The sequence below is a fragment of the Ruegeria sp. E1 genome (genome assembly GCF_056534225.1).
This window is the reverse complement of sequence record NZ_JBQFPE010000013.1, coordinates 24,660-44,305: the sequence shown is the minus strand read 5'-3', so window position 1 is coordinate 44,305 and position 19,646 is coordinate 24,660. Positions and strand designations below refer to the sequence as shown.

Sequence of the window (19,646 nt, the reverse complement as noted above, 5' to 3'; positions counted from 1 at the left end):
GGTTATCTGAATTTGATTGTTGGTAACCTGCTGAAATTATGAAATTTATTTTTTAGGCGGAATCTCCAGCATCTTTTTAAGCCAAAACAGCGCGAAAATACCGCTTGTCCAAAAAAACTCGTTTTTTGTCATAATGTTGCCCAATTTAATGCTTTCGGGCAGCTATGCATCCCCGCGTCCCGCTGCAACCATGATCGGGCTTCAATAGTCGAAGCATCGTAGTTCCTAACGTGCCTGCACCTCGCGCATTCACGCGATTCTCTGGCGGACACGTTGTCGGCTTGGCCGAGAAAGGGGGTGACAGACCGCACAGACAAAAACTCTGCCGCACAAGCGCATGGTTAGCCGCTTGATGCGTGAAAGTTGTTTTAACCGCACCGCAGTTACCGCGTTATAGATGAATAGCGGTCAGGTGCTCTAAGGATGAGTGGAAATTATTATGTCAGATCGCAGATTAACAGCAGTGACTCCTACCGGTGACGATGGTCGTGAAACTGATCAGGATCCGGCGGTAGACGCGCCCGAACTGGAAGAAGAGGTTGTCGCGGTTGACGACCTGAACGCGCAACAGCAGCAGCAACAGCAGCAGCAAGGCGACGACAGCAACACCAACGGTGGTGATGACAGCAATACCAATGGTGGCAACGACAGCAATACCAACGGTGGTAATGACAGCAACACCAACGGTGGTAACGACAGCAACACCAACGGTGGTAACGACAGCAACTCACAGACCAATGGTGGTGACGACAGCAACACCAACAACAACACCGCGACCGTCGATATCGACTTTGGTGGCGGCGAGTGGATTCCACGTGACGACGACAAGGTCGACGTGGATATCGACAACAACGGCGACGTGAATGGTGATGTCATCACTGCCGGGGACAATCTGGACTATGATCCGGGCGATGACCTGAACCTGAATATCTCGCTGGATGGACCCGGCAACGATTTTTCCTCCATCAACAACCAGATGGCGTCTCTGGAAGACAGTGACAGCATTGGTGCCGCAACGGTTCGCAATGAAGGCGAGTTCAGTCAGGATGGCGACGCCCATGGTGGCCACGCCTATGCCGAAGACGGCATTGACGTAAACGCCGACGGCGGAGATTCGGGCGACGGTGGCATGAGCTATGGTGGTGAAGCCTATGGCGACACCAGCGGCAGCCATTCCTTCGCGCTTGGTGGTGAATCCGGACACGCAGACGGAACCGCATCGGGCGGTAACGGTGCAGCATCTGGCGGTGCCAACAATACTAGTGTTGGTATGGGCATGTCGGGCGCGCACGCGGACGGTGACAGCTCGGGCGGAACCGGCGGCAACGCTGACAACGATTCTGGTGCGGTCAACCTTGGCGCGGCTGGTGCACATTCCGAATCTACCGGTGGTGATGGCGGTGACGCAGGATCGATTGGTCTGGGTCTGGGTCTGGGTCTGTCAGGCTCGAACGCTTCGGGTGACGCAAGCGGTGGCGACAACGCCTCTGGCGCACTTGCAGCAGGTCTGGGACTGGCCGGAAACGACTCGTCCGCGGACGGCGCTGATGGTGGCGATGGTGATGCTGACACAAGCGGCAACGCTGACAACAACAGCGAAGGCACCAACGAAGCCAATGACTCGGCAAGTGGCGGAAACATTGGTCTTGGTTTGGCCGGTGCGGGTGCACTGGGTGCCAATGACGGTTCCGGCGGTAACGGCAATGGTGGCCAGGGTGATGGCGGCCAGGGCGACGGCGGCAATGGCAACGGCGGAGCCGGTGATGGCGGCGACGGACCTGGTGGTTCGGGTGACGGCGGCAACGGATCCGGTGGTTCCGGAGACGGCGGCAACGGACCTGGCGGTGACGGAACCGGTGGTCCCGGAGCTGGTGGAAACACTGGTACGATCGAAGAATCCCTGCCGTTCCTGCGCTCAGTCTCGCTGGTGGAAGAAGAGCCCGGTGATGAAGACGAAGAGGGTGACGACGAATCCGCAGCTGGCATTTCGACCGGTGACGCGAATGGAGCTGGTGGCCAAGGTGCCGGTGCTTCAGGAATGGGCGGTGCCGGTGACGGAGGCAACGGACCTGGCGGCGACGGTGACGGCGGCAACGGATCTGGTGGCTCCGGCGACGGTGGCAACGGACCCGGCGGTGACGGCGACGGCGGCAATGGATCCGGTGGTTCCGGTGACGGCGGCGCAGGTGGCGGCATGGCCGACGCTGATGCAGACGCACAAGGCGTAGGCGATCAAAGTGCCACCGGCCCCGATATTGACCAGAGCCCTGGCGATATCATGGGAACCGCCACCAACATGCAGACGCCGGACGGTTCCGGTGGTGACGGTGGAACCAACACCACCAACGGTATGGCAGATGCTGACGGTAGCGGTACGGCAACTGCAGACGGTGTCGGCGGTGCTGGCGGAACGGTCAGCCCGACGTCAAGCTCGGCAGGAAGCGGCGCAGGTTCTGCGGATGCGACCAACGAAGCCGGAGACGGTGGCGACGCCGAATCCTGGTCGGATGCAGCCAATGACGGCTACGCCGAAAGCCTTGCCGAAGCGATTGCCGGTTACGGTGGCGACGCCATGTCCGACAACGATGCAACGTCGACCGGAACAGGTTCCGGAACCGGCACTGCAATGTCCGGCGCAGGTGGCGCAGGTGGCGCGGCAGCGGCCAATGGCGGAACCAGCGGTGACGTCATGGGCAGCTCGACCGGCGGTGCGACAACTGGTGCGATGAACACCGGTGGTGAAGCGTCCGGCGCATATTCGGGTACTGGCGGTGCCGGTGGCAATGGCGGTGCCTGGGGTTCGAACAACGGTGGCGACGGTATCGTCAACGGTGAATCCTATGCATCAGCGGCAGCTGTGGTCGACACGTCGGCCTTCAACCAGTCGATCGTCATGGGTGCCAACGTGCTTGGTAACTCGGTCGATACGACCATGGTTGGTGGCTCGATGACCTCGACCTACACCAGCGACGACACTGACGTCTAAGGCGCGTGTTTCGGGGGCCGCATTTCCGGCCCCCGCATTAACGAAATCGCCGAGGCCGCCCCAAGTGGCCTCGGCCCAGCAAAGCCAAACCGGAAATTGCGGCCGGTACGGTGGTTGAGGATCATTTTATGTCGTTCGACAGCGTTACCGAAAAGATTGCACACTTTATTGGAGCCTTTGATCTAACGATTGAGCAGACCCGCCTGAGGGATCAATACGAAGAGTTCACCGCGCAGCGGCGCAAGGCCGAACTGGACGAACTGGAAGATCCGACGACAATCCGGATCAAGGCCAAGCTGGACCTGGATCCCGGCGTTTACAAACCTCTGCCATATAAATTCATGACACCGCCGGATGATCCAACGCCGCCGTCTTATTTCGGCGGCGCTGTCGATGCACCGGTGGTCATTGTCAACCCGCCCATTATCGGTGTGCCGGTTCTGCCCGAGTATGAACTGGGGGGTGGGCAGGAGCTTCAGTTCAACATGGTCGCCGAACCGCCTGAGATTGTAACAGAACTGATCGGGTCGGCGGTGACCTATACTTTCCAGACCTTGATCCTGAGCGACAATGACGTTGTGGGCGAAGGCGACTTCCGCGATGTGGAAGAACTGATGGCGCAAACCGAAGCGGCGGCTGAACTTGCGGCGACGCTTCATGCGGTCTCGGTGCCGTCGCTTGCGATTTCCGACTATCTGTCTGCAGATTACATCGAAGCGCTGGCACAGGAAATGATGGCGCCGATCAACGCTGATGTCGAAGGCGTTGTCGTGCATCAGTTCCACGGGGCCGACGCACTGGGTATTATCGTGAACGGCGAATATGTGGACGAAGCGCCCGCATGGGATGATCTTCTGCCCGCCTATCACCAACCCGAAGAAGAGGATGAAGACAACACTCCGGACCCGTTGCCAGCCGAGTGGGATCAGGATGAGGGCCCCGAATTCGGGGACGGTCACTCGGTTGTCACGGGCGGGAACCTTGCGATCAATCAGGTGAACACAACCGTCTCGTGGGTTGATGCGCCCTACATCGCGGTTGGGGGGAAGTCGGTCAACCTGACCGTTGTCAGCCAGGTCGCGGTTGTCTCCGACATGGACGAAGGCGCGCCGGGTCACGAATCCGGAACCAATGTGGTGCAGTCATCGGAAATCGCGGTCGAGGGGAATGCGGCCCATTGGATCGATCAGGAAAGCGACGGTGACGCGCAACCGGCCATGATCAACGTCGATTGGATTTACGGCGATCTGGTGGTCACGAATTTCATCCAGCAAGTGATCGATGCAACCGACATCGACCACATCGAAACCGAGATTTCGGCGACGTCGACCCTTTATGCGATGGGCGACAACGAAATGGTCAACGTCAGCGATATCGTCCAGTTGGGGTCCTATTATGATCTGATCATGATCGGCGGCGACATGATCTCGGTCGATATGGTGATGCAGACGCTGGTCCTGATGGACGACGATGTGGTTACTGGCGGTATGGCCGGGGCCGAGGCCGGGGCGGATGAGAACCTGATGATGAATCAGGCGTCGATCAACACAATCGGTGAGGATGTTCATGAAGAGCTGCAGGAAAACCTGACGGCGGCGCTGGACCTGACCGAAGACAATATGGAGGCGCTGGAAGAGGCGCTGCTGAATGACCCGACCTTTGCCGGGATGGAGCAGCTGCGCGTGCTGAACATCGAGGGTGATCTGCTTCAGGTCAACATGATCGAACAGACCACGGTACTGTCGGACCAGGATGATGTGCATCTGCATGGCCCTGACGCGGCGGCGACCGAAGTCATTTCGGGCAGCAATGCGATGTTGAATGCGGCGAATATCACCAAGGCCGGTGTCGACTCGAACGTGATGGCGGCAAATGGCGAGTTTTCCGATTTGCTGTTGCATCAGGCAAGCCTGATCGACGTGCCGACCAACGAGGAAATCGAGGATATCGCCAATGAAGCGATTGCCTTGATGATGGAGGAAATGTCGATGCCCGGCGACGAAACCGGCATCGGACCAAAAGGTGCCGACCTGACGCCCGGTGAAATGGCGGCTGCCGACGATGGTCTGCAAACCATGCTGGCCTGATCTTTCCTGTAAGTTACGAGTGACCCGAAGGTTTATTTATGTCGATCGTTTTTTCGTCACGCCGCACCCGTTTTGCCAGCCCTCTGGACCGGCATGGTGGCGGAGGTTCTCTGACCCTGAAGCCTGGCGAGCAGGCTTCAGGGTCGCCGCGTGTTGACGCGCCAAAAATTGCCGCGCGTCTGAACCTGACCGAGGATATGCGCGTGCCGGACCCCGGGAAATGCCCAGGGGCATCTGACCCGAAGGGCGCAGAACGGGTGAAATCAGAAATTCCGGAGGCGGGCGAGACCTGTGCCCGGTTTGTAAACCAGCCGAGTGAACCCGAAACCCATGAACCTGAAACCGAAGATACCGAAAAACCGCGCGCTGGCTCTCCCCTTCGGCGCGCACAGTCGCGACCCGCGCAAGACAAAGAACTTGCGGGTCGCGACAATGGGGTGGCCGATGCCGCAGACCCTGATCGTGATCCTGCCAAGCCATCGACCGCGCGTATGACCCCCTCTGCGCCGTCAGGTGATGGGGAGCGTTTTGGCACGACGATTGAAGGCAAGGCAAATGAGCCGCTCGTTCGCTCCACCTCGGGTGGAGGCGACGGCAAAGGGCCGCCCCATACGTTTCACAAGCGCACCCCGCCCGAAGATTTTCAAAAGACGCTGCGCACGTCGCTCAAGGCGATCTGGCGCAATCTGGCCTTCGTGTTGCTGCTGACCTGCGCGACGAATATCCTGATTCTGGCAATCCCGATCTATCTGTTCCAGATCAGCGACCGCGTGCTGACCAGCCGATCGCTCGACACGCTGATCATGCTGACCGCGATTGTGGCGGGGGCCGTTGTGTTCCAGGCAGCGTTCGACGCGGTACGGCGGTTCATGCTCATGCGTACAGCGGTCGAGGTCGCCGCCCGACTTGGCGCACCGGTTCTGAGCGCTGCGGCTCATGCCTCGTTGCATGGCAACGGGCGTGAATACCAGACATTGGGTGATTTGCAGCAGGTGCGCGGATTCCTGGTTTCGGGCACTCTGATATCCTTCCTCGATGTGCCCTTCGCGCCGCTATTCATCCTGATGATCTTTCTGGTGCATCCACAGCTTGGCATGATCGTAATCGTCACTGCCTTGCTGTTGATGACGATCGCTCTGATCAACCAGAAAATGACGGCCAAACCCTTTGCAAAGGCAAATATGGCACAGTCGCTGGCCAATCAGCATCTGGATTCGATGGCGCGGAACAGCCAGATCATCAACGCGCTGGCCATGATCCCCGAAGCGGTTCGCATCTGGGGTCGCGATACCGCGCAATCACTGACATGGCAGGTCAAAGCGCAGGATCGCAACGTGATTTTTGCTGCCATTTCGCGCGCTGTGCGGCTGTTGACCCAGATCGGTATTCTCGGTTGGGGCGCTTACCTCGCCCTTCAGGGAGAGATCACCGGTGGCATGGTCATTGCGGCGTCGATTATCGCCGGTCGAGCCTTCGCGCCCATTGAAGGGTCTATCGAAGGCTGGAACACCTTCCTACTGACACGCGGCGCATTTGGGCGGATTCAACATCTGCTGTCGAACTCGGCTCTGCAATTTGAAAAATTGCGCCTGCCGCGCCCCGAAGGGCGGCTGGACGTCGAACGTCTGCTGTTTGTGCCCGGCGGAACCAAGCGTGTTGTTTTGAACGGAATTTCGTTTTCGCTGAACCCGGGTGAAACTCTGGCCATCATCGGCAATTCCGGTGCAGGCAAGACGACACTGGGCAAAACTCTGGTAGGTTCGATCTTGCCCACGTCCGGCAGCGTGCGGCTGGATCTGATGGACATCCGCAATTGGGATCCGCGCCAGTTCGGTGAAAGCATCGGCTATTTGCCACAGGACGTGCAACTGTTCCCCGGCACCATCAAGGACAATATCGGTCGGATGCGGGCGGATGCAACGGATGAGCAAATCCACGATGCCGCAGTTCTGGCCGACGTGCACAACATGATCGCAACCTTGCCGCAAGGGTATGAAACGGTCGTGGCGGCAGATGGCGCACCGCTGTCCGGCGGTCAGAAACAGCGCATCGCACTTGCGCGCGCGTTCTTTGGCAATCCGCGTCTGGTCGTATTGGACGAGCCGAATTCGAACCTTGATGTCGCGGGGGACAAGGCGCTGGCACGGGCGATTGCGCAGGCCAAGGAAAGCAAGATTACCGTGGTCGTGATAACCCAAAAGCCGACGCTGCTGAGCGTTGTGGACAAGATAATGCTGCTGACGGATGGGCGCGTTGCCCTGTTCGGTCAGCGCGAGCAAGTGCTTGAACAGCTCAATGGGCCGCGTCCAAAGCCCGAGCTGCAGGGCAAGGGGGATAAGCAATGAATGAACTGGTAAAGGTTCAAGAACCCGAACCGCAGCAATGGTACTCGGAAGTTCCGCGTTCGATTCACAAGCAGATCATTCTGGGCCTCGTGATGCTGGTCGTTTGTTTCGGTGGCTTCGGCGTCTGGTCCTTTCGAGCGCCGCTTGCGGCGGCGGTGATCGCTCAGGGTAGTTTTGTCGCCACGGGCCGCAACAAGATCGTTCAGCACCTTGAAGGCGGCATTATCGAGGACATTCTTGTATCCGAAGGTGAGGCCGTTCAGGCCGGGCAAGTTCTCATGACGCTGGACCAGACTTCGGCCGAGGCGAATGAGCGCGAGCTTTTTATCCGCAAAATCCGCCTTCAGGCGATGACCGAGCGCCTGCTCGCCGAGCATAGCGAAAAGGAGCGGCTGGTCTTTTCCCCGGATTTGATCGAGGCCTCGGATGACGTTGAAGTCATGACGATCCTTGACAGCCAGAAGCTGAGCTTTGACGTATCGCGCAAGACGCTGTTGAATGACATCGCCTTGCTGGAACGCAATATGGAAGCGCTGCGTATCCGTGCAACAGGGTTCGAGGCACAACTGACCAGTATGCAGCGCCGGTCGGATATCCTGCAGGAAGAGTATGACACCAAGGAAGCGCTGTTCAACAAGGGCTTGGTGCGCAAGGGTGATCTGAACACCATCCGCCGGGTTCAAGCCGAAGCCGAAGGCCAATTGGCGCGCTTGCGGGCCGAAACGGCGGAAGTGAACCAGATGCTGCTCAAGTACGACGAACAGATCTCGCGCACCCGGTCTGCTTATCGCGAAGCGGCGTTGGACGAGCTGGGCGTGATAGAAGCCGATCTTGAAAGCGTCCGGGAAAAGGCACGTCAGGCGCGCAGCGTTCTGGACCGCGCGGTTGTGCGGGCGCCGGTCACAGGCACAGTTGTTCGATTGCACCATCACACGCCCGGAGGCGTGATTGAAACCGGCGAACCGATCGCCGAGATTCTGCCCGCTGATGCGCCGTTGATTATCGAGGCGCAAATTCCACGAACTGAAATTGACAGTGTCGTCACAGGGCAAACCGCCACTGTGCGTTTGGTTGCATTGAACCAGCGCACGACGCCCGTTCTTTACGGCGAGGTATTCTATATCTCAGCCGACTCCTTGCTTGAGGACGCAGGAGGAATTCCGCAAGAGGTATACCTTGCTCGTATTTCGCTGACTTCAGATGAAACCAATCGGGTGCGCGGTTTCATCCCCACACCGGGTATGCCCGCCGAGATCATGATCCAGACCGAGGAACGCACCTTTGCGGCCTATATCGCAAAACCGGTAACGGACAGCATGTCTCGGGCATTCCGCGAACATTAACGTGATAGCCAGCGTCTTGCGCTGGCTACATCTTCCAAAAACTGCATGTTAACATCCTGAAAAACCGAAACAGGAGAGACACACATGCCGTTGACTGTAAAAGCCATGATGGAGGCCGCGAATGCCGTGGTCGAACGTATCGACGCCGCGCGTGCCAAAGAATTGATCGGGCAGGGGGCGTTGCTTCTGGATATTCGCGATGCGGCGGAACTGGATAAAACCGGACGCGCCGCAGGGTCTCATCACATTTCGCGTGGAATGCTGGAATTTCGAGCCGACCCGGACCTGCCTTCTCATGATCCGGAACTGCGTCGGGATCGGCCAATTGTTCTGCATTGCGCCTCTGGTGGCCGTGCGGCGTTGGCAGGTAAGTTGTTGAAGGACATGGGCTATAGTCAGGTTTACAACCTTGGCGGCTTCTCTGACTGGGTTAACGGCGGTGGCGAGGTTGCCTGATCGTAAAAGCCGTTCGCGGAATCCGCTGATCTGACGCAGATCAAAGCCCGCTATATTCAGTTTATTCTATGTCATGGTCGATTGTACCCAAAAAGGAAAACCGGCCATGCTACGCCTTACATCCGTGTTGTATTCACTGATCGCCACTGCTCTGGCGGGGACCGCCGTGATCGCCGTTCTGACTGCGGGTTTTGTATCCGCTCTGGCGATTTTTTCCGCCGCCGCAACAGGGGCCGTTATGGCCGCGCCCGTCTCATGGGCCGTTGCGAAAAAGCTGTATCAGGGATCGGCCTGATTATAGCGTTTCGGGTTTTTGTTGAAACACCCATGCATCGCTTTTCGCGTTCGACCGAAGGGAGAGGCAGCGAACAAGCGATTCAACGTAAACTCGAAACGCTTTAGGCGTTCAGAAAAGCGCGGACAGAGGCTTCGAACTCCCGCGGCTTTTCTGCGTGCAGCCAGTGGCCTGCGCCGGGGATCTTCGCGAAACGCGCCTTGGGAAACAAAGCCCGAATTTGGCCACGGTGTTCGGGCAGCACATAGTCAGACGCCCCGCCCGACAAAAATAAAGTTGGTCCATCCCACGATGCGTCGATCTGAGGAAAACCCATGATGTTGGGCATCTGCTCTGCAAGGACGTCCAGATTCAGGCGCCATTGCTTGTTCTCAACATCCAGCGATTGCGTGAAAAAGCTCTGAAGTGCTTTTTCCACGCCAAGCGCGGCCAATTGTTGCTCGGCGTCTGAACGCCGCGCGACTTTGGTCATGTCGACGGCCCGCATGGCTTCGATGAACTGGATCTGGCTGTGCGTATAGGCAACCGGTGCAATGTCGGCGACGATCAGCTTTCGAACCTTTGACCCGTGTTCAAGCGCCAACATCATCGAGGCTTTGCCCCCCATGGAATGCCCGACGATATCCGCTTTACCACCTACCTTGTCGATCACCTCGGCCAGATCCCGAGCCAGATCGGGGTAGCTGTGATGCGCGTCCCAGAAACTGTAGGCATGGTTGCGCATATCGACGGCGATTACTTGCCGTTCATCCGATAGCCTGCGCGCGATAACGCCCCAGTTTCGGGCCGAGCCATAAAGGCCATGTGCAATCAGCAGGGGTGGTTGGTCCGTCGGGTCGCCATGGATGATCGTGTTCAGCATGGCCTTGTGATACCTGCCGCTGCATCGAACAACCAGTCCCATTGTCGCCGGTTCCACCCAAGGTTACATTGCCCCGTCAGGAGGCGCCCATGTCGCAAGAAATAGATATTAAGATCCAGATTGCGCAAACGATCCTTTTGATGCGCAAAAAGCTGGGTCTGCGCGACAAGACGCTGGCCGAGTCGGTCAAACGGGCCAAGCGGCGTTTGCCGCGTCGCATTTACAAGCAGGCTCTGGTGCTGGCCCATGCTGAGAAGATGGCCGAACATCCCAAGCTGCGGCTGATTCTGGACACTCCAAAACTGGAAAAGGCGTCAGAAGAGGTTCATGCCCATCTGAACGCGATCAATCTGGCCGATCGGCGCTGGGGCTGGTTTCTGAGTTTTCTGGGCTCGGTCGCTTTGGGGGTGCTGGCGCTGGCGGTTCTTGCGGTCATCGTTTTGCGCTGGCGCGGATTTATCTGAGACCCCTGATCTGCAACGAAAAACGGCGCCCGATGGGGCGCCGTTTTCTTGTTATTTCCAAGCCTTACAGGTTCGGATAGATTGGGAAACGTGCACAAAGGTCTGCGACTTCGGCCTTCACCTTTGCCTCAACCGCGCCATTGCCGTCCTCACCATTGGCGGCCAGACCGTCAACAACCTCGATGATCCAGTCTGCGATCTGACGGAACTCGGTCTCACCAAAGCCGCGCGTGGTGCCGGCGGGGGAGCCCAAGCGGATGCCGCTGGTGATGGTCGGTTTCTCCGGGTCAAACGGCACGCCGTTCTTGTTGCAGGTGATATGCGCCCGGCCCAAGGCCTTTTCGGTCGCGTTGCCCTTGACGCCTTTGGGGCGCAGGTCGACCAGAACCACATGGGTGTCAGTGCCGTGGGTCACGGTGTCCAGACCGCCCTTGATCAGCTGATCCGACAGCGCCTGCGCGTTGGTCACGACCTGCTGGATGTAGCTTTTGAATTCAGGTTTCAGCGCCTCGCCAAAGGCCACGGCCTTGCTAGCGATCACATGCATCAGGGGGCCGCCCTGAATGCCGGGGAAGATGGCCGAGTTCACTTTCTTGGCGATATCTTCGTCATTGGTCAGGATCATGCCGCCGCGTGGGCCGCGCAGGGTCTTGTGCGTTGTGGTCGTTGCTACATGCGCGTGTGGGAAAGGCGAGGGGTGTTCGCCCGCTGCAACCAGACCGGCAAAGTGTGCCATGTCGACGTGCAGATAAGCGCCAACCATATCGGCGATTTCACGCATCCGGGCAAAATCAATCTGACGCGGGATCGCAGAACCACCTGCGATGATCAGCTTGGGGTTATGCTCTTTGGCGAGCGCTTCGACCTGATCATAGTCCAGCATGTTGTCCTGCTGGCGTACACCGTATTGAACAGCGTTGAACCACTTGCCCGACTGGTTTGGACGCGCGCCGTGGGTCAGGTGACCACCAGCATCAAGGCTCATGCCCAGAATGGTGTCGCCGGGCTGGATCAGCGCCTGGAACACGCCTTGGTTGGCCTGAGAGCCGGAGTTCGGCTGCACGTTGGCAAAGCCACAGCCAAACAGTTCCTTGGCGCGATCGATGGCCAGGTTCTCGGCGATGTCGACGAACTGGCAACCACCATAATACCGGCGACCGGGATAGCCCTCGGCATATTTGTTGGTCATGACCGAACCCTGCGCTTCCATCACGGCGGCAGAGACGATGTTCTCGGATGCGATCAGCTCGATTTCGTCGCGCTGACGACCCAGCTCGGATGTGATCGAGCCAAACAGCTCTGGGTCACGGTCCGAAAGGGACTGGGTGAAAAATCCGGTGTCACGGAGATTGGCGTTCATGAGAGGCTCCACATGGCAGGGAAAACTTGCGGATTTCCTATCGGAAACGCTTTGGTGGCAAAAGGCGTAAAGCGACGAATTGGCCTGCTATGGCGTCAAGTCTGGCCTAATGGGGAAAGGTATGTTTGTTTCGGAACCAAATGTGCAGCACCGGAAACCGGAAGAGATGACCAAAAGAATCGCCTTTCTAGCGAACGACGCGGACGTGGCACAAACTGCGCGGGACGCCCTGGTGGCGCGTTACGGCAATGTGGCGCCCCGGGATGCCGATGTCGTTGTTGCGCTGGGCGGAGACGGTTTCATGCTGCGCACGCTGCACAGCATACAGCACCTGAATACGCCCGTTTATGGAATGAATCGCGGGACCATCGGGTTCTTGATGAACGAATACGATGAGGCTGACTTGCTGACCCGGCTGGATGCGGCAGAAGAAGAGATCATCAACCCGCTGGTCATGACCGCGATGGATCAGTCCGGCAAAACGCACGAGGCGCTTGCCATCAACGAGGTTTCATTGCTGCGGGCCGGTCCGCAGGCCGCATGTCTGCGAATCAGCGTGGATGGCCGCGAACGCATGGCGGAATTGGTCTGCGACGGCGCATTGTTGTCCACGCCCGCCGGGTCAACTGCGTATAACTACTCGGCGCACGGACCGATCTTGCCGATTGGGTCGGATGTTCTGGCCCTGACGGCCATCGCCGCTTTTCGCCCGCGACGCTGGCGTGGGGCTCTGCTGCCGAAAACCGCTCAGGTTCGGTTCGACGTTCTTGATGCCAAAAAACGCCCTGTGATGGCTGATGCAGATTCGATTTCGATCACGGATATCGACTGGGTCGAGATCCGATCCGAGCCAAAGGTTGCCCATCGGATCCTTTTTGACCCCGGTCACGGCCTGGAAGAGCGTATTTTTTCCGAGCAATTTAATTAACTTACGCCAATTTTCAGAATTTCTTTATCCTTGTGTGAACAAGTTCACATGAATGGACGAAACCCTTTGTTAATCTGATCATGCCCGGAGAACACGCCGGGGTGGAAGTGAGTGGCCACCCAATGGTGTTTTCCAATGATTGCGCAGTTTACGCGCTGGCGAGGGTAGGTGGTGCTACGCTTGTCATCTGAATTCCGGGCATATTTTAGTATGCGGACCCCGGGCACAAAAACCCGGGGTCTATTTTTGTGAACTGTCGTGATCAGACGCTCAGATCGCCATCTTTTCCCAGAGTATTGGCGCCATTGATCCAACACGTTCTTCGATTGCGGCTGCCGCGTCCACGGCCAGATCTTCGCGCCAGCGCTGCGCGGCAATCTGAACGTTGATCGGTTGTGGCCCATTCGGCAAATTTGCCAACCGCGCGGGAACATTCGCGGCAGGTAAACCCAGAAAATTCATGGCGTAGGAATAGACCGCGCAGCCCAAAACCTCGTGCACGCCATCAGCACCCTCGGTATCTCGATCTGGCCCAAAAAACGGCTGCGGCAGGAAAGGGCAAAGGACCAGAGGATAGTCCTGCAGAAACAGCGACCATTCGCGGGCATAATGGGTGCGTCTTGCCAGCATCTGGATCAGTTCGGTTCCGACAATCGGTGGAAACTCCTGAAAATAGACGGCAAAGATATCCTGAATGGTCTGTGATCCGGCTGCCTCGATATCGCTTTGCATCAGGGTCAGAACTTCTCCCATCAAAGCGCGATACCCGGCGCGGCCGCTTTCGAACACATCCGGCAGTTCGACCTCGGTCACGTCATAGCCCGCGTCGATCAGGGCGTCACGGGCAGTCTCCAATGCCTTTTCAACTTCGGGGTGCAGTGCGTACCCATAGGTGTTCCTGCTAAAGGCAACCTTGATAGGCCCCTCCGGAGCTGCACCGCGCCAAGACATCGGAACGTGAAACGGATCGCGCGGGTCTGCGGCAATCAGGCTGGGCATTGACAGATGCAGATCAGCCGCAGAGCGGGCGATCAGACCCTGAACCGACATGGACTGAGCCAGCATACCGCGCTCAGCTGTTTGGCTTGGGTTCCAGGCGGGCACCCGGCCAAGTCCGGGTTTGACCGTCACCGCTCCGTTCGCCGCTGCCGGAAATCGCAGGCTGCCGCCAATATCGTTGCCATGGCCCAAAGCCCCGATGCCCGCCATCACGGCGACCCCTGCGCCACCAGACGATCCACCGGGCGAGATATGCCGACCCCATGGGTTATGCGTTCGGCCATACAGGGGGTTGTCGGTATCGGCACGAAATGAAAACTCGGGCGTGTTGGTGCGCCCGATCACTACCGCGCCTGCATTCAGCAGGTTCGCCACAACCGGCGCATCATCGGGTGCCACAAGGTCTTTCAGGGCAACTACGCCATTTGTCGTGGCATGGCCCTTTTGATCGACATTGACCTTGATCGTCACCGGAACCCCGTGCAACGGCCCTGGTTCTGCACCATCGGCACGGGCCTTATCCAGACCGCTTGCCCGTTCCAAAGCCTCCTGGCTCAGATCCTCGACAACCGCATTCAGTTCCGGGTTGATCCGATGCATCCGGTTGATCGATGCCTGAACAGCACTTTCTGCGCTCAAATCACCCGCGCGTGTCAGCGCGGCCAATTCAGTAGCAGTCAAACGCCAGATATCGCCATCGCCCATGACATTCCTCCCGAACATCAACCTGGGGCGACGGGTATCTGATGGCAAGCCCTTGATCCGCCTTTCGCCTGTTTGAATATCCCGGAGCGCGAGGCAGAGCCTTGCACAGGCGCGTCGGCGCAGATCGGGCGTGCCGTAAGGCGCATCCTGTTGATTTACTGCGCATACCCGATGGTCTGCAGGGCCTCGGTGATCTCATCAAGAATGGCGGGATCGTCGATGGTGGCAGGCATCTTGTAGGCGGCACCGTCTGCAATCGAGACCATCGTGCCGCGCAGAATCTTGCCCGAGCGGGTTTTGGGCAACCGATCCACCACAACCGCTTTCTTGAAGGCTGCCACCGGCCCGATCTTTTCGCGTACCATCTTGACCACATCCTGCACCACGTCATCGTGGTTGCGGTCAGCCCCGGCATTCAGACACAGAAAGCCCACCGGCATCTGGCCTTTCAACTGATCAGAAACACCGATCACCGCGCATTCGGCAACATCCGGATGGGCGGCCAGAACTTCCTCCATCCCTCCGGTCGACAAGCGGTGCCCGGCCACATTGATCACATCATCCGTGCGCGCCATGATATAGAGGTACCCGTCCTCGTCGATCATCCCCGCATCGCCGGTTTCATAGTATCCCGGGAAATGTTCCAGATAGGATTTCCTGAATCGGTCTTCCGCATTCCACAATGTCGGCAATGTGCCCGGAGGCAGGGGCAACTTGACCGCGATCGCACCCAGTTCTCCCGGTTTCATCGGGTGGCCACCTTCGTCAAGTATCTGTACATCATAGCCCGGCATCGGCTTGGCGGGCGATCCCAGCTTGGTCGGAAGCTCTTCGATACCCAGCGGGTTACCTGCAATGGCCCAGCCGGTTTCGGTCTGCCACCAATGGTCTATGACCGGCACTTTCAGCGCATCCTGCGCCCAGGTGATGGTGTCGGGGTCAGCTCGTTCGCCGGCAAGGAACAATGCACCAAGGCAGGAGAGGTCGTATTTCGATATCAGCTCGGCCTTCGGATCCTCGCGCTTGACGGCGCGAATGGCAGTCGGAGCGGTAAAGAAGCTTTTGACCTTATGCTCGGAGATCACGCGCCAGAACGTGCCCGCGTCCGGGGTGCCAACTGGCTTGCCTTCGAATACGATGGTCGTGCTGCCATGGATCAGCGGCGCGTAGCAGATATAGGAATGGCCCACGACCCAACCTACATCCGAGGCCGCCCAGAACACATCGCCGGGATCGACATTGTAGATGTTCTTCATCGTCCAGTTCAGCGCCACCAGATGCCCTGCGGTCGGGCGCACGACCCCCTTGGGCGCGCCCGTGGTGCCCGAGGTGTAAAGGATATAGGCCGGATCATTGCCGTCGACGGGGACGCATTCAGCCGGTTCGACACCGTATTGAAAGCCATGCCAGTTCAGATCACGCCCTTCAATCAGTTCGGCAACCTCTTGTTCGCGCTGAAAGATCACGCAGAAATCAGGCTTGTGGTCGGACAGATCGATGGCGCCATCCAGCAGGGGTTTATAGTGAACCACACGCCCCGGCTCCATCCCGCAGGACGCAGCGATGATCGCTTTGGGCTTTGCGTCATCGATGCGCACCGCCAGTTCGTTGCTCGCGAAACCACCGAACACGACCGAGTGAACCGCACCCAGGCGCGCGCAGGCCAACATAGCTTCAAGCGCCTCGGGGATCATCGGCATATAAATGATGACGCGGTCGCCCTTTTCGATCCCTTTTGCCCGCAGCGCCCCAGCCAGCGTTGCCACGCGGTTGCGCAGCTCGACATAGGAAATCTCGCGCTTTGTATGCGTGATCGGGCTGTCATAGATGATGGCTGCCTGCTCGCCGCGACCGGCTTCGACATGACGGTCAACCGCGTTCCAGCAGGTGTTGACCCGCGCATCGTTGAACCATTCATAAAGCGGCGCGTTGTCGTCAAACAGGGCTTTGGTCGGGGGGCGAACCCAGTCGATCCCTTTGGCAGCCTCCATCCAGAACGCCTCGGGGTTGGATTTCCAGCTGTCGTAAATGTCCTGATAGGCCATGGTGTCCTCCTCCCAAACTGCTTGGACAATGTGTTAGGCAGGCGGGGCTATTGGAACAAGCGGATCGGGTTACGGCGCGTCAGTTTATCGCAAAAACTTTGCAGAAATCTAACAAGAAGGCTGCTAATTTTTGCAAATCAACGCAATATACGTACCTAATCAGTAATTTTTCATCCAATTTGCAAATCTGCAAATTTCTGGATGTAAATCGACCCAGAATCAAACGGGCACCCGAACGGGCGCCCGACCTGCTCTGGCAGGATCAGCCGTATTGGGTTACCGGCGTTCCTGCGATCGCCGCCATGTTCAGCAATCCTCGCGCGGTGATCGAGGGCGTGACGATATGTGCCTTGTTGCCCATCCCCATCAGGATCGGGCCCACCTCCAACCCGTCTGCCTTCATCTTGAGAATGTTGCGCACGCCGCTGGCAGCATCCGCATGGGCGAAGATCAGCACGTTGGCTGAACCGATCAGTCGCGAATTCGGGAAAATACGATCACGCAGTTCGGCATCCAGCGCGACGTCGAGGTTCATCTCGCCCTCATAGACGAAATCGCGCGGTTCGGAATCCAGAATGTCGATGGCGGCGCGCAGGCGTTTGCCCGATCCTTCGGCCTGATTGCCAAACTGCGACTGCGAGCAGAATGCGATCTTGGGCTCGATCCCGAACCTGCGCACATGCCGCGCTGCGCCAATAGTGATTTCTGCCAGTTCCTCGGGGTTGGGCAGCTGACGCACATGCGTATCGGCGATGAACAGGGGCCCGTCTTCGAGGATCATCAGAGACATTGCGCCATGTGGGCGCAAATCGGCAGTGCCCAGCACCTTTTCGACATAGCTCAGGTGCCAGCGATATTCTCCGAACGTGCCGCAGATCATGCTGTCAGCCTCGCCCCGTTGTACCATGATGGCGGCAATCGCGGTCGAGTTCGTGCGCATGATCGCCTTGGCCAGATCGGGGGTTACACCGCGGCGCTGCATGATCTGAAAATACGAGTTCCAATAGTCGTAGTAACGCGGATCGTTTTCCGGGTTCACGATCCGAAAATCCTCGCCGGGTCGAACCGTCAGGCCCATCCGTTGACACCGGGTTTCGATCACATCCGGGCGACCGATCAGGATCGGTGTTTCGGTGGTTTCTTCCAGAATGGCTTGCGCCGTTCGCAACACGCGTTCGTCCTCGCCCTCGGCAAATACGATACGGCGCGAGGCGACAGCGGCCGCTTCAAAGACCGGACGCATCAGCAGGGCGGATTTGAAGACGGTTTGATTGAGGCGTTCTTTATATGCCTCAAGGTCGTCGATGGGGCGTTTGGCAACCCCGCTGTTCATCGCGGCCCGCGCCACCGCCGAGGACACCACCCCGACAAGACGTGGGTCAAAGGGTTTCGGGATCAGGTAATCGGGGCCGAATGTCAGTTGTTCGCCCTTGTACGCCGCTGCTGCCTCGGCGCTGGTGGTGGCGCGGGCCATTTCCGCGATGCCTTCGACGCAGGCGATCTGCATGGCATCGTTGATCTCGGTCGCGCCGACATCCAATGCACCCCGAAAGATAAACGGAAAGCACAGCACGTTGTTGACCTGATTGGGAAAATCGCTGCGTCCCGTGGCGATGATCGCATCCGGTGCAACCTCTCGGGCCGCTTGGGGCAAGATTTCTGGCGTTGGGTTTGCCAAAGCAAAGATGATCGGGCGCTTTGCCATGCGTTGAACCATCTCGGGCTTGAGGACGTTTGGACCGCTGAGACCAAGAAACAGGTCTGCCCCATCAATCACGTCATCCAGAGTGCGCAGATCCGACTTTTGTGCAAACTGGTCCTTGTGCGGGTTCATATCCTCGGCCCGGCCCTCATAGACCAGACCGTGAATGTCACACAGCCAGATATTCTCGCGCTTGACACCCAGTTTGACCAGCATCGAAAGACAGGCGATCCCTGCTGCGCCACCTCCGGTCGACACGACCTTGATATCCTCAAAAGACTTGCCGGTAACATGCAGGGCATTCTTGGCCGCGGCCCCGACAACGATTGCGGTTCCGTGCTGATCGTCATGGAATACCGGGATGTTCATCCGTTCGCGGCACAGTTTCTCGACGATAAAGCAATCCGGTGCCTTGATGTCTTCCAGATTGATCGCACCGAAGGTCGGTTCCAGCGCGCAGACGATATCGGCCAGCTTTTCCGGATCCGGCTGATCAACTTCGATGTCGAAGCAATCGATGCCTGCGAATTTCTTGAACAGGACGGCCTTGCCTTCCATCACTGGTTTAGACGCCAGCGCACCGATATCGCCAAGTCCCAGCACAGCTGTGCCGTTCGAGACGACGGCAACCAGATTACCGCGTGCGGTATATTTTTCTGCGTTATGCGCATCGCTTTTTATCTCAAGGCTGGCCTCGGCCACACCGGGGGAATAGGCCCGCGCCAGATCCCGGCCATTGGCCATCGGTTTCGTGGCCTTGATCTCAAGCTTTCCGGGTTTCGGATGGGCGTGATAATCAAGCGCGGCCTGCCGCAGGCTGGGTGTATCGGACATCGAGGATTCAGCTCCGTGAGATTGATTTAGGGCTAAACTATTTCAGTTTGCCTTGCGACGTAAGGTCATTTTGCAACAGTTTCATGAAAGCCTGATGGGCACCCGTTGAAAAGTGTCATGGAAAAATTACATTCGGCCAATCCAAAAAACAACGCACCGAGCAGCGAAGGCCACTCATGAGCTTAAAAGACGACTTCCCGGCTGGGTTAGCAGTCTCTGCACGCCTTATGTCCCG

Annotated in this window: 13 protein-coding genes; 8 read left to right on the top strand and 5 right to left on the bottom strand. The window is 58.2% G+C overall.

Translation table 11 applies throughout. From position 1 onward, the window contains the following. Nucleotides 1-439: 439 nt before the first annotated feature. From ACR0FG_RS16205 to ACR0FG_RS16180, 6 genes are all read left to right on the top strand, one after another. Nucleotides 440-2,986, top strand: coding sequence for a hypothetical protein (locus ACR0FG_RS16205; protein ID WP_480894061.1), 2,547 nt, complete (start codon nt 440-442; stop codon nt 2,984-2,986). A 128-nt stretch (nt 2,987-3,114) separates the two neighbouring features. After that, on the top strand, nt 3,115-5,073 hold the full coding sequence (locus ACR0FG_RS16200) for a type I secretion protein (protein WP_480894060.1): 1,959 nt from the start codon (nt 3,115-3,117) through the stop codon (nt 5,071-5,073). Nucleotides 5,074-5,111: 38 nt separating this feature from the next. Then, nucleotides 5,112-7,418: a type I secretion system permease/ATPase gene (locus tag ACR0FG_RS16195; RefSeq protein WP_170713459.1), complete on the top strand. Its 2,307-nt coding sequence runs from the start codon at nt 5,112-5,114 to the stop codon at nt 7,416-7,418. Next, nucleotides 7,415-8,761: an HlyD family type I secretion periplasmic adaptor subunit gene (locus tag ACR0FG_RS16190; protein WP_480894059.1), complete on the top strand. Its 1,347-nt coding sequence runs from the start codon at nt 7,415-7,417 to the stop codon at nt 8,759-8,761. The genes ACR0FG_RS16195 and ACR0FG_RS16190 overlap by 4 nt, the downstream gene beginning before the upstream one ends. An 84-nt stretch (nt 8,762-8,845) precedes the next feature. After that, nucleotides 8,846-9,217, top strand: a complete 372-nt coding sequence (locus ACR0FG_RS16185; RefSeq protein WP_480894058.1) for a rhodanese-like domain-containing protein — start codon at nt 8,846-8,848, stop codon at nt 9,215-9,217. A gap of 106 nt (nt 9,218-9,323) precedes the next feature. Continuing rightward, nucleotides 9,324-9,512: a hypothetical protein gene (locus ACR0FG_RS16180; protein WP_480894057.1), complete on the top strand. Its 189-nt coding sequence runs from the start codon at nt 9,324-9,326 to the stop codon at nt 9,510-9,512. A gap of 103 nt (nt 9,513-9,615) precedes the next feature. Here ACR0FG_RS16180 and ACR0FG_RS16175 read toward each other — a convergent pair whose 3' ends face one another. Then, nucleotides 9,616-10,416, bottom strand: coding sequence for an alpha/beta fold hydrolase (locus ACR0FG_RS16175; RefSeq protein WP_480894056.1), 801 nt, complete (start codon nt 10,414-10,416; stop codon nt 9,616-9,618). A gap of 47 nt (nt 10,417-10,463) precedes the next feature. On the opposite strand from ACR0FG_RS16175, the gene ACR0FG_RS16170 reads away from it, so the two are divergent. Beyond that, on the top strand, nt 10,464-10,838 hold the full coding sequence (locus tag ACR0FG_RS16170) for a hypothetical protein (protein WP_480894055.1): 375 nt from the start codon (nt 10,464-10,466) through the stop codon (nt 10,836-10,838). A 64-nt stretch (nt 10,839-10,902) separates the two neighbouring features. On the opposite strand, the gene glyA is transcribed toward ACR0FG_RS16170, so the two are convergent. After that, entirely contained in the window at nt 10,903-12,198 is a 1,296-nt protein-coding gene (gene glyA / locus ACR0FG_RS16165) for a serine hydroxymethyltransferase (protein WP_480894054.1), read from the bottom strand. Nucleotides 12,199-12,364: 166 nt separating this feature from the next. Between glyA and ACR0FG_RS16160 the strand changes: the two genes are divergently transcribed. Beyond that, on the top strand, nt 12,365-13,126 hold the full coding sequence (locus ACR0FG_RS16160) for an NAD kinase (protein WP_480894053.1): 762 nt from the start codon (nt 12,365-12,367) through the stop codon (nt 13,124-13,126). A gap of 270 nt (nt 13,127-13,396) precedes the next feature. Here ACR0FG_RS16160 and ACR0FG_RS16155 read toward each other — a convergent pair whose 3' ends face one another. From ACR0FG_RS16155 to ACR0FG_RS16145, 3 genes are all read right to left on the bottom strand, one after another. After that, a complete protein-coding gene (locus tag ACR0FG_RS16155) occupies nt 13,397-14,830 on the bottom strand; it encodes an amidase family protein (RefSeq protein ID WP_480894052.1) in 1,434 nt (477 codons plus the stop codon). 155 nt (nt 14,831-14,985) lie between these two features. Continuing rightward, entirely contained in the window at nt 14,986-16,875 is a 1,890-nt protein-coding gene (gene prpE, locus ACR0FG_RS16150) for a propionate-CoA ligase PrpE (protein WP_480894051.1), read from the bottom strand. A gap of 262 nt (nt 16,876-17,137) precedes the next feature. After that, the gene (locus ACR0FG_RS16145; RefSeq protein ID WP_170713468.1) at nt 17,138-19,411 is read right to left on the bottom strand and encodes an NADP-dependent malic enzyme; all 2,274 of its coding nucleotides are present in this window, start codon (nt 19,409-19,411) and stop codon (nt 17,138-17,140) included. Nucleotides 19,412-19,646: the final 235 nt, after the last annotated feature.

What these genes read in the sequence shown, in the direction of transcription:
- ACR0FG_RS16205 (WP_480894061.1), top strand. Translation starts at nt 440, where the DNA reads ATGTCAGATCGCAGATTAACAGCAGTGACTCCTACCGGTGACGATGGT.
- ACR0FG_RS16200 (WP_480894060.1), top strand. Translation starts at nt 3,115, where the DNA reads ATGTCGTTCGACAGCGTTACCGAAAAGATTGCACACTTTATTGGAGCC.
- ACR0FG_RS16195 (WP_170713459.1), top strand. Translation starts at nt 5,112, where the DNA reads ATGTCGATCGTTTTTTCGTCACGCCGCACCCGTTTTGCCAGCCCTCTG.
- ACR0FG_RS16190 (WP_480894059.1), top strand. Translation starts at nt 7,415, where the DNA reads ATGAATGAACTGGTAAAGGTTCAAGAACCCGAACCGCAGCAATGGTAC.
- ACR0FG_RS16185 (WP_480894058.1), top strand. Translation starts at nt 8,846, where the DNA reads ATGCCGTTGACTGTAAAAGCCATGATGGAGGCCGCGAATGCCGTGGTC.
- ACR0FG_RS16180 (WP_480894057.1), top strand. Translation starts at nt 9,324, where the DNA reads ATGCTACGCCTTACATCCGTGTTGTATTCACTGATCGCCACTGCTCTG.
- ACR0FG_RS16175 (WP_480894056.1), bottom strand. Translation starts at nt 10,416, where the DNA reads ATGGGACTGGTTGTTCGATGCAGCGGCAGGTATCACAAGGCCATGCTG.
- ACR0FG_RS16170 (WP_480894055.1), top strand. Translation starts at nt 10,464, where the DNA reads ATGTCGCAAGAAATAGATATTAAGATCCAGATTGCGCAAACGATCCTT.
- glyA (WP_480894054.1), bottom strand. Translation starts at nt 12,198, where the DNA reads ATGAACGCCAATCTCCGTGACACCGGATTTTTCACCCAGTCCCTTTCG.
- ACR0FG_RS16160 (WP_480894053.1), top strand. Translation starts at nt 12,365, where the DNA reads ATGACCAAAAGAATCGCCTTTCTAGCGAACGACGCGGACGTGGCACAA.
- ACR0FG_RS16155 (WP_480894052.1), bottom strand. Translation starts at nt 14,830, where the DNA reads ATGGGCGATGGCGATATCTGGCGTTTGACTGCTACTGAATTGGCCGCG.
- prpE (WP_480894051.1), bottom strand. Translation starts at nt 16,875, where the DNA reads ATGGCCTATCAGGACATTTACGACAGCTGGAAATCCAACCCCGAGGCG.
- ACR0FG_RS16145 (WP_170713468.1), bottom strand. Translation starts at nt 19,411, where the DNA reads ATGTCCGATACACCCAGCCTGCGGCAGGCCGCGCTTGATTATCACGCC.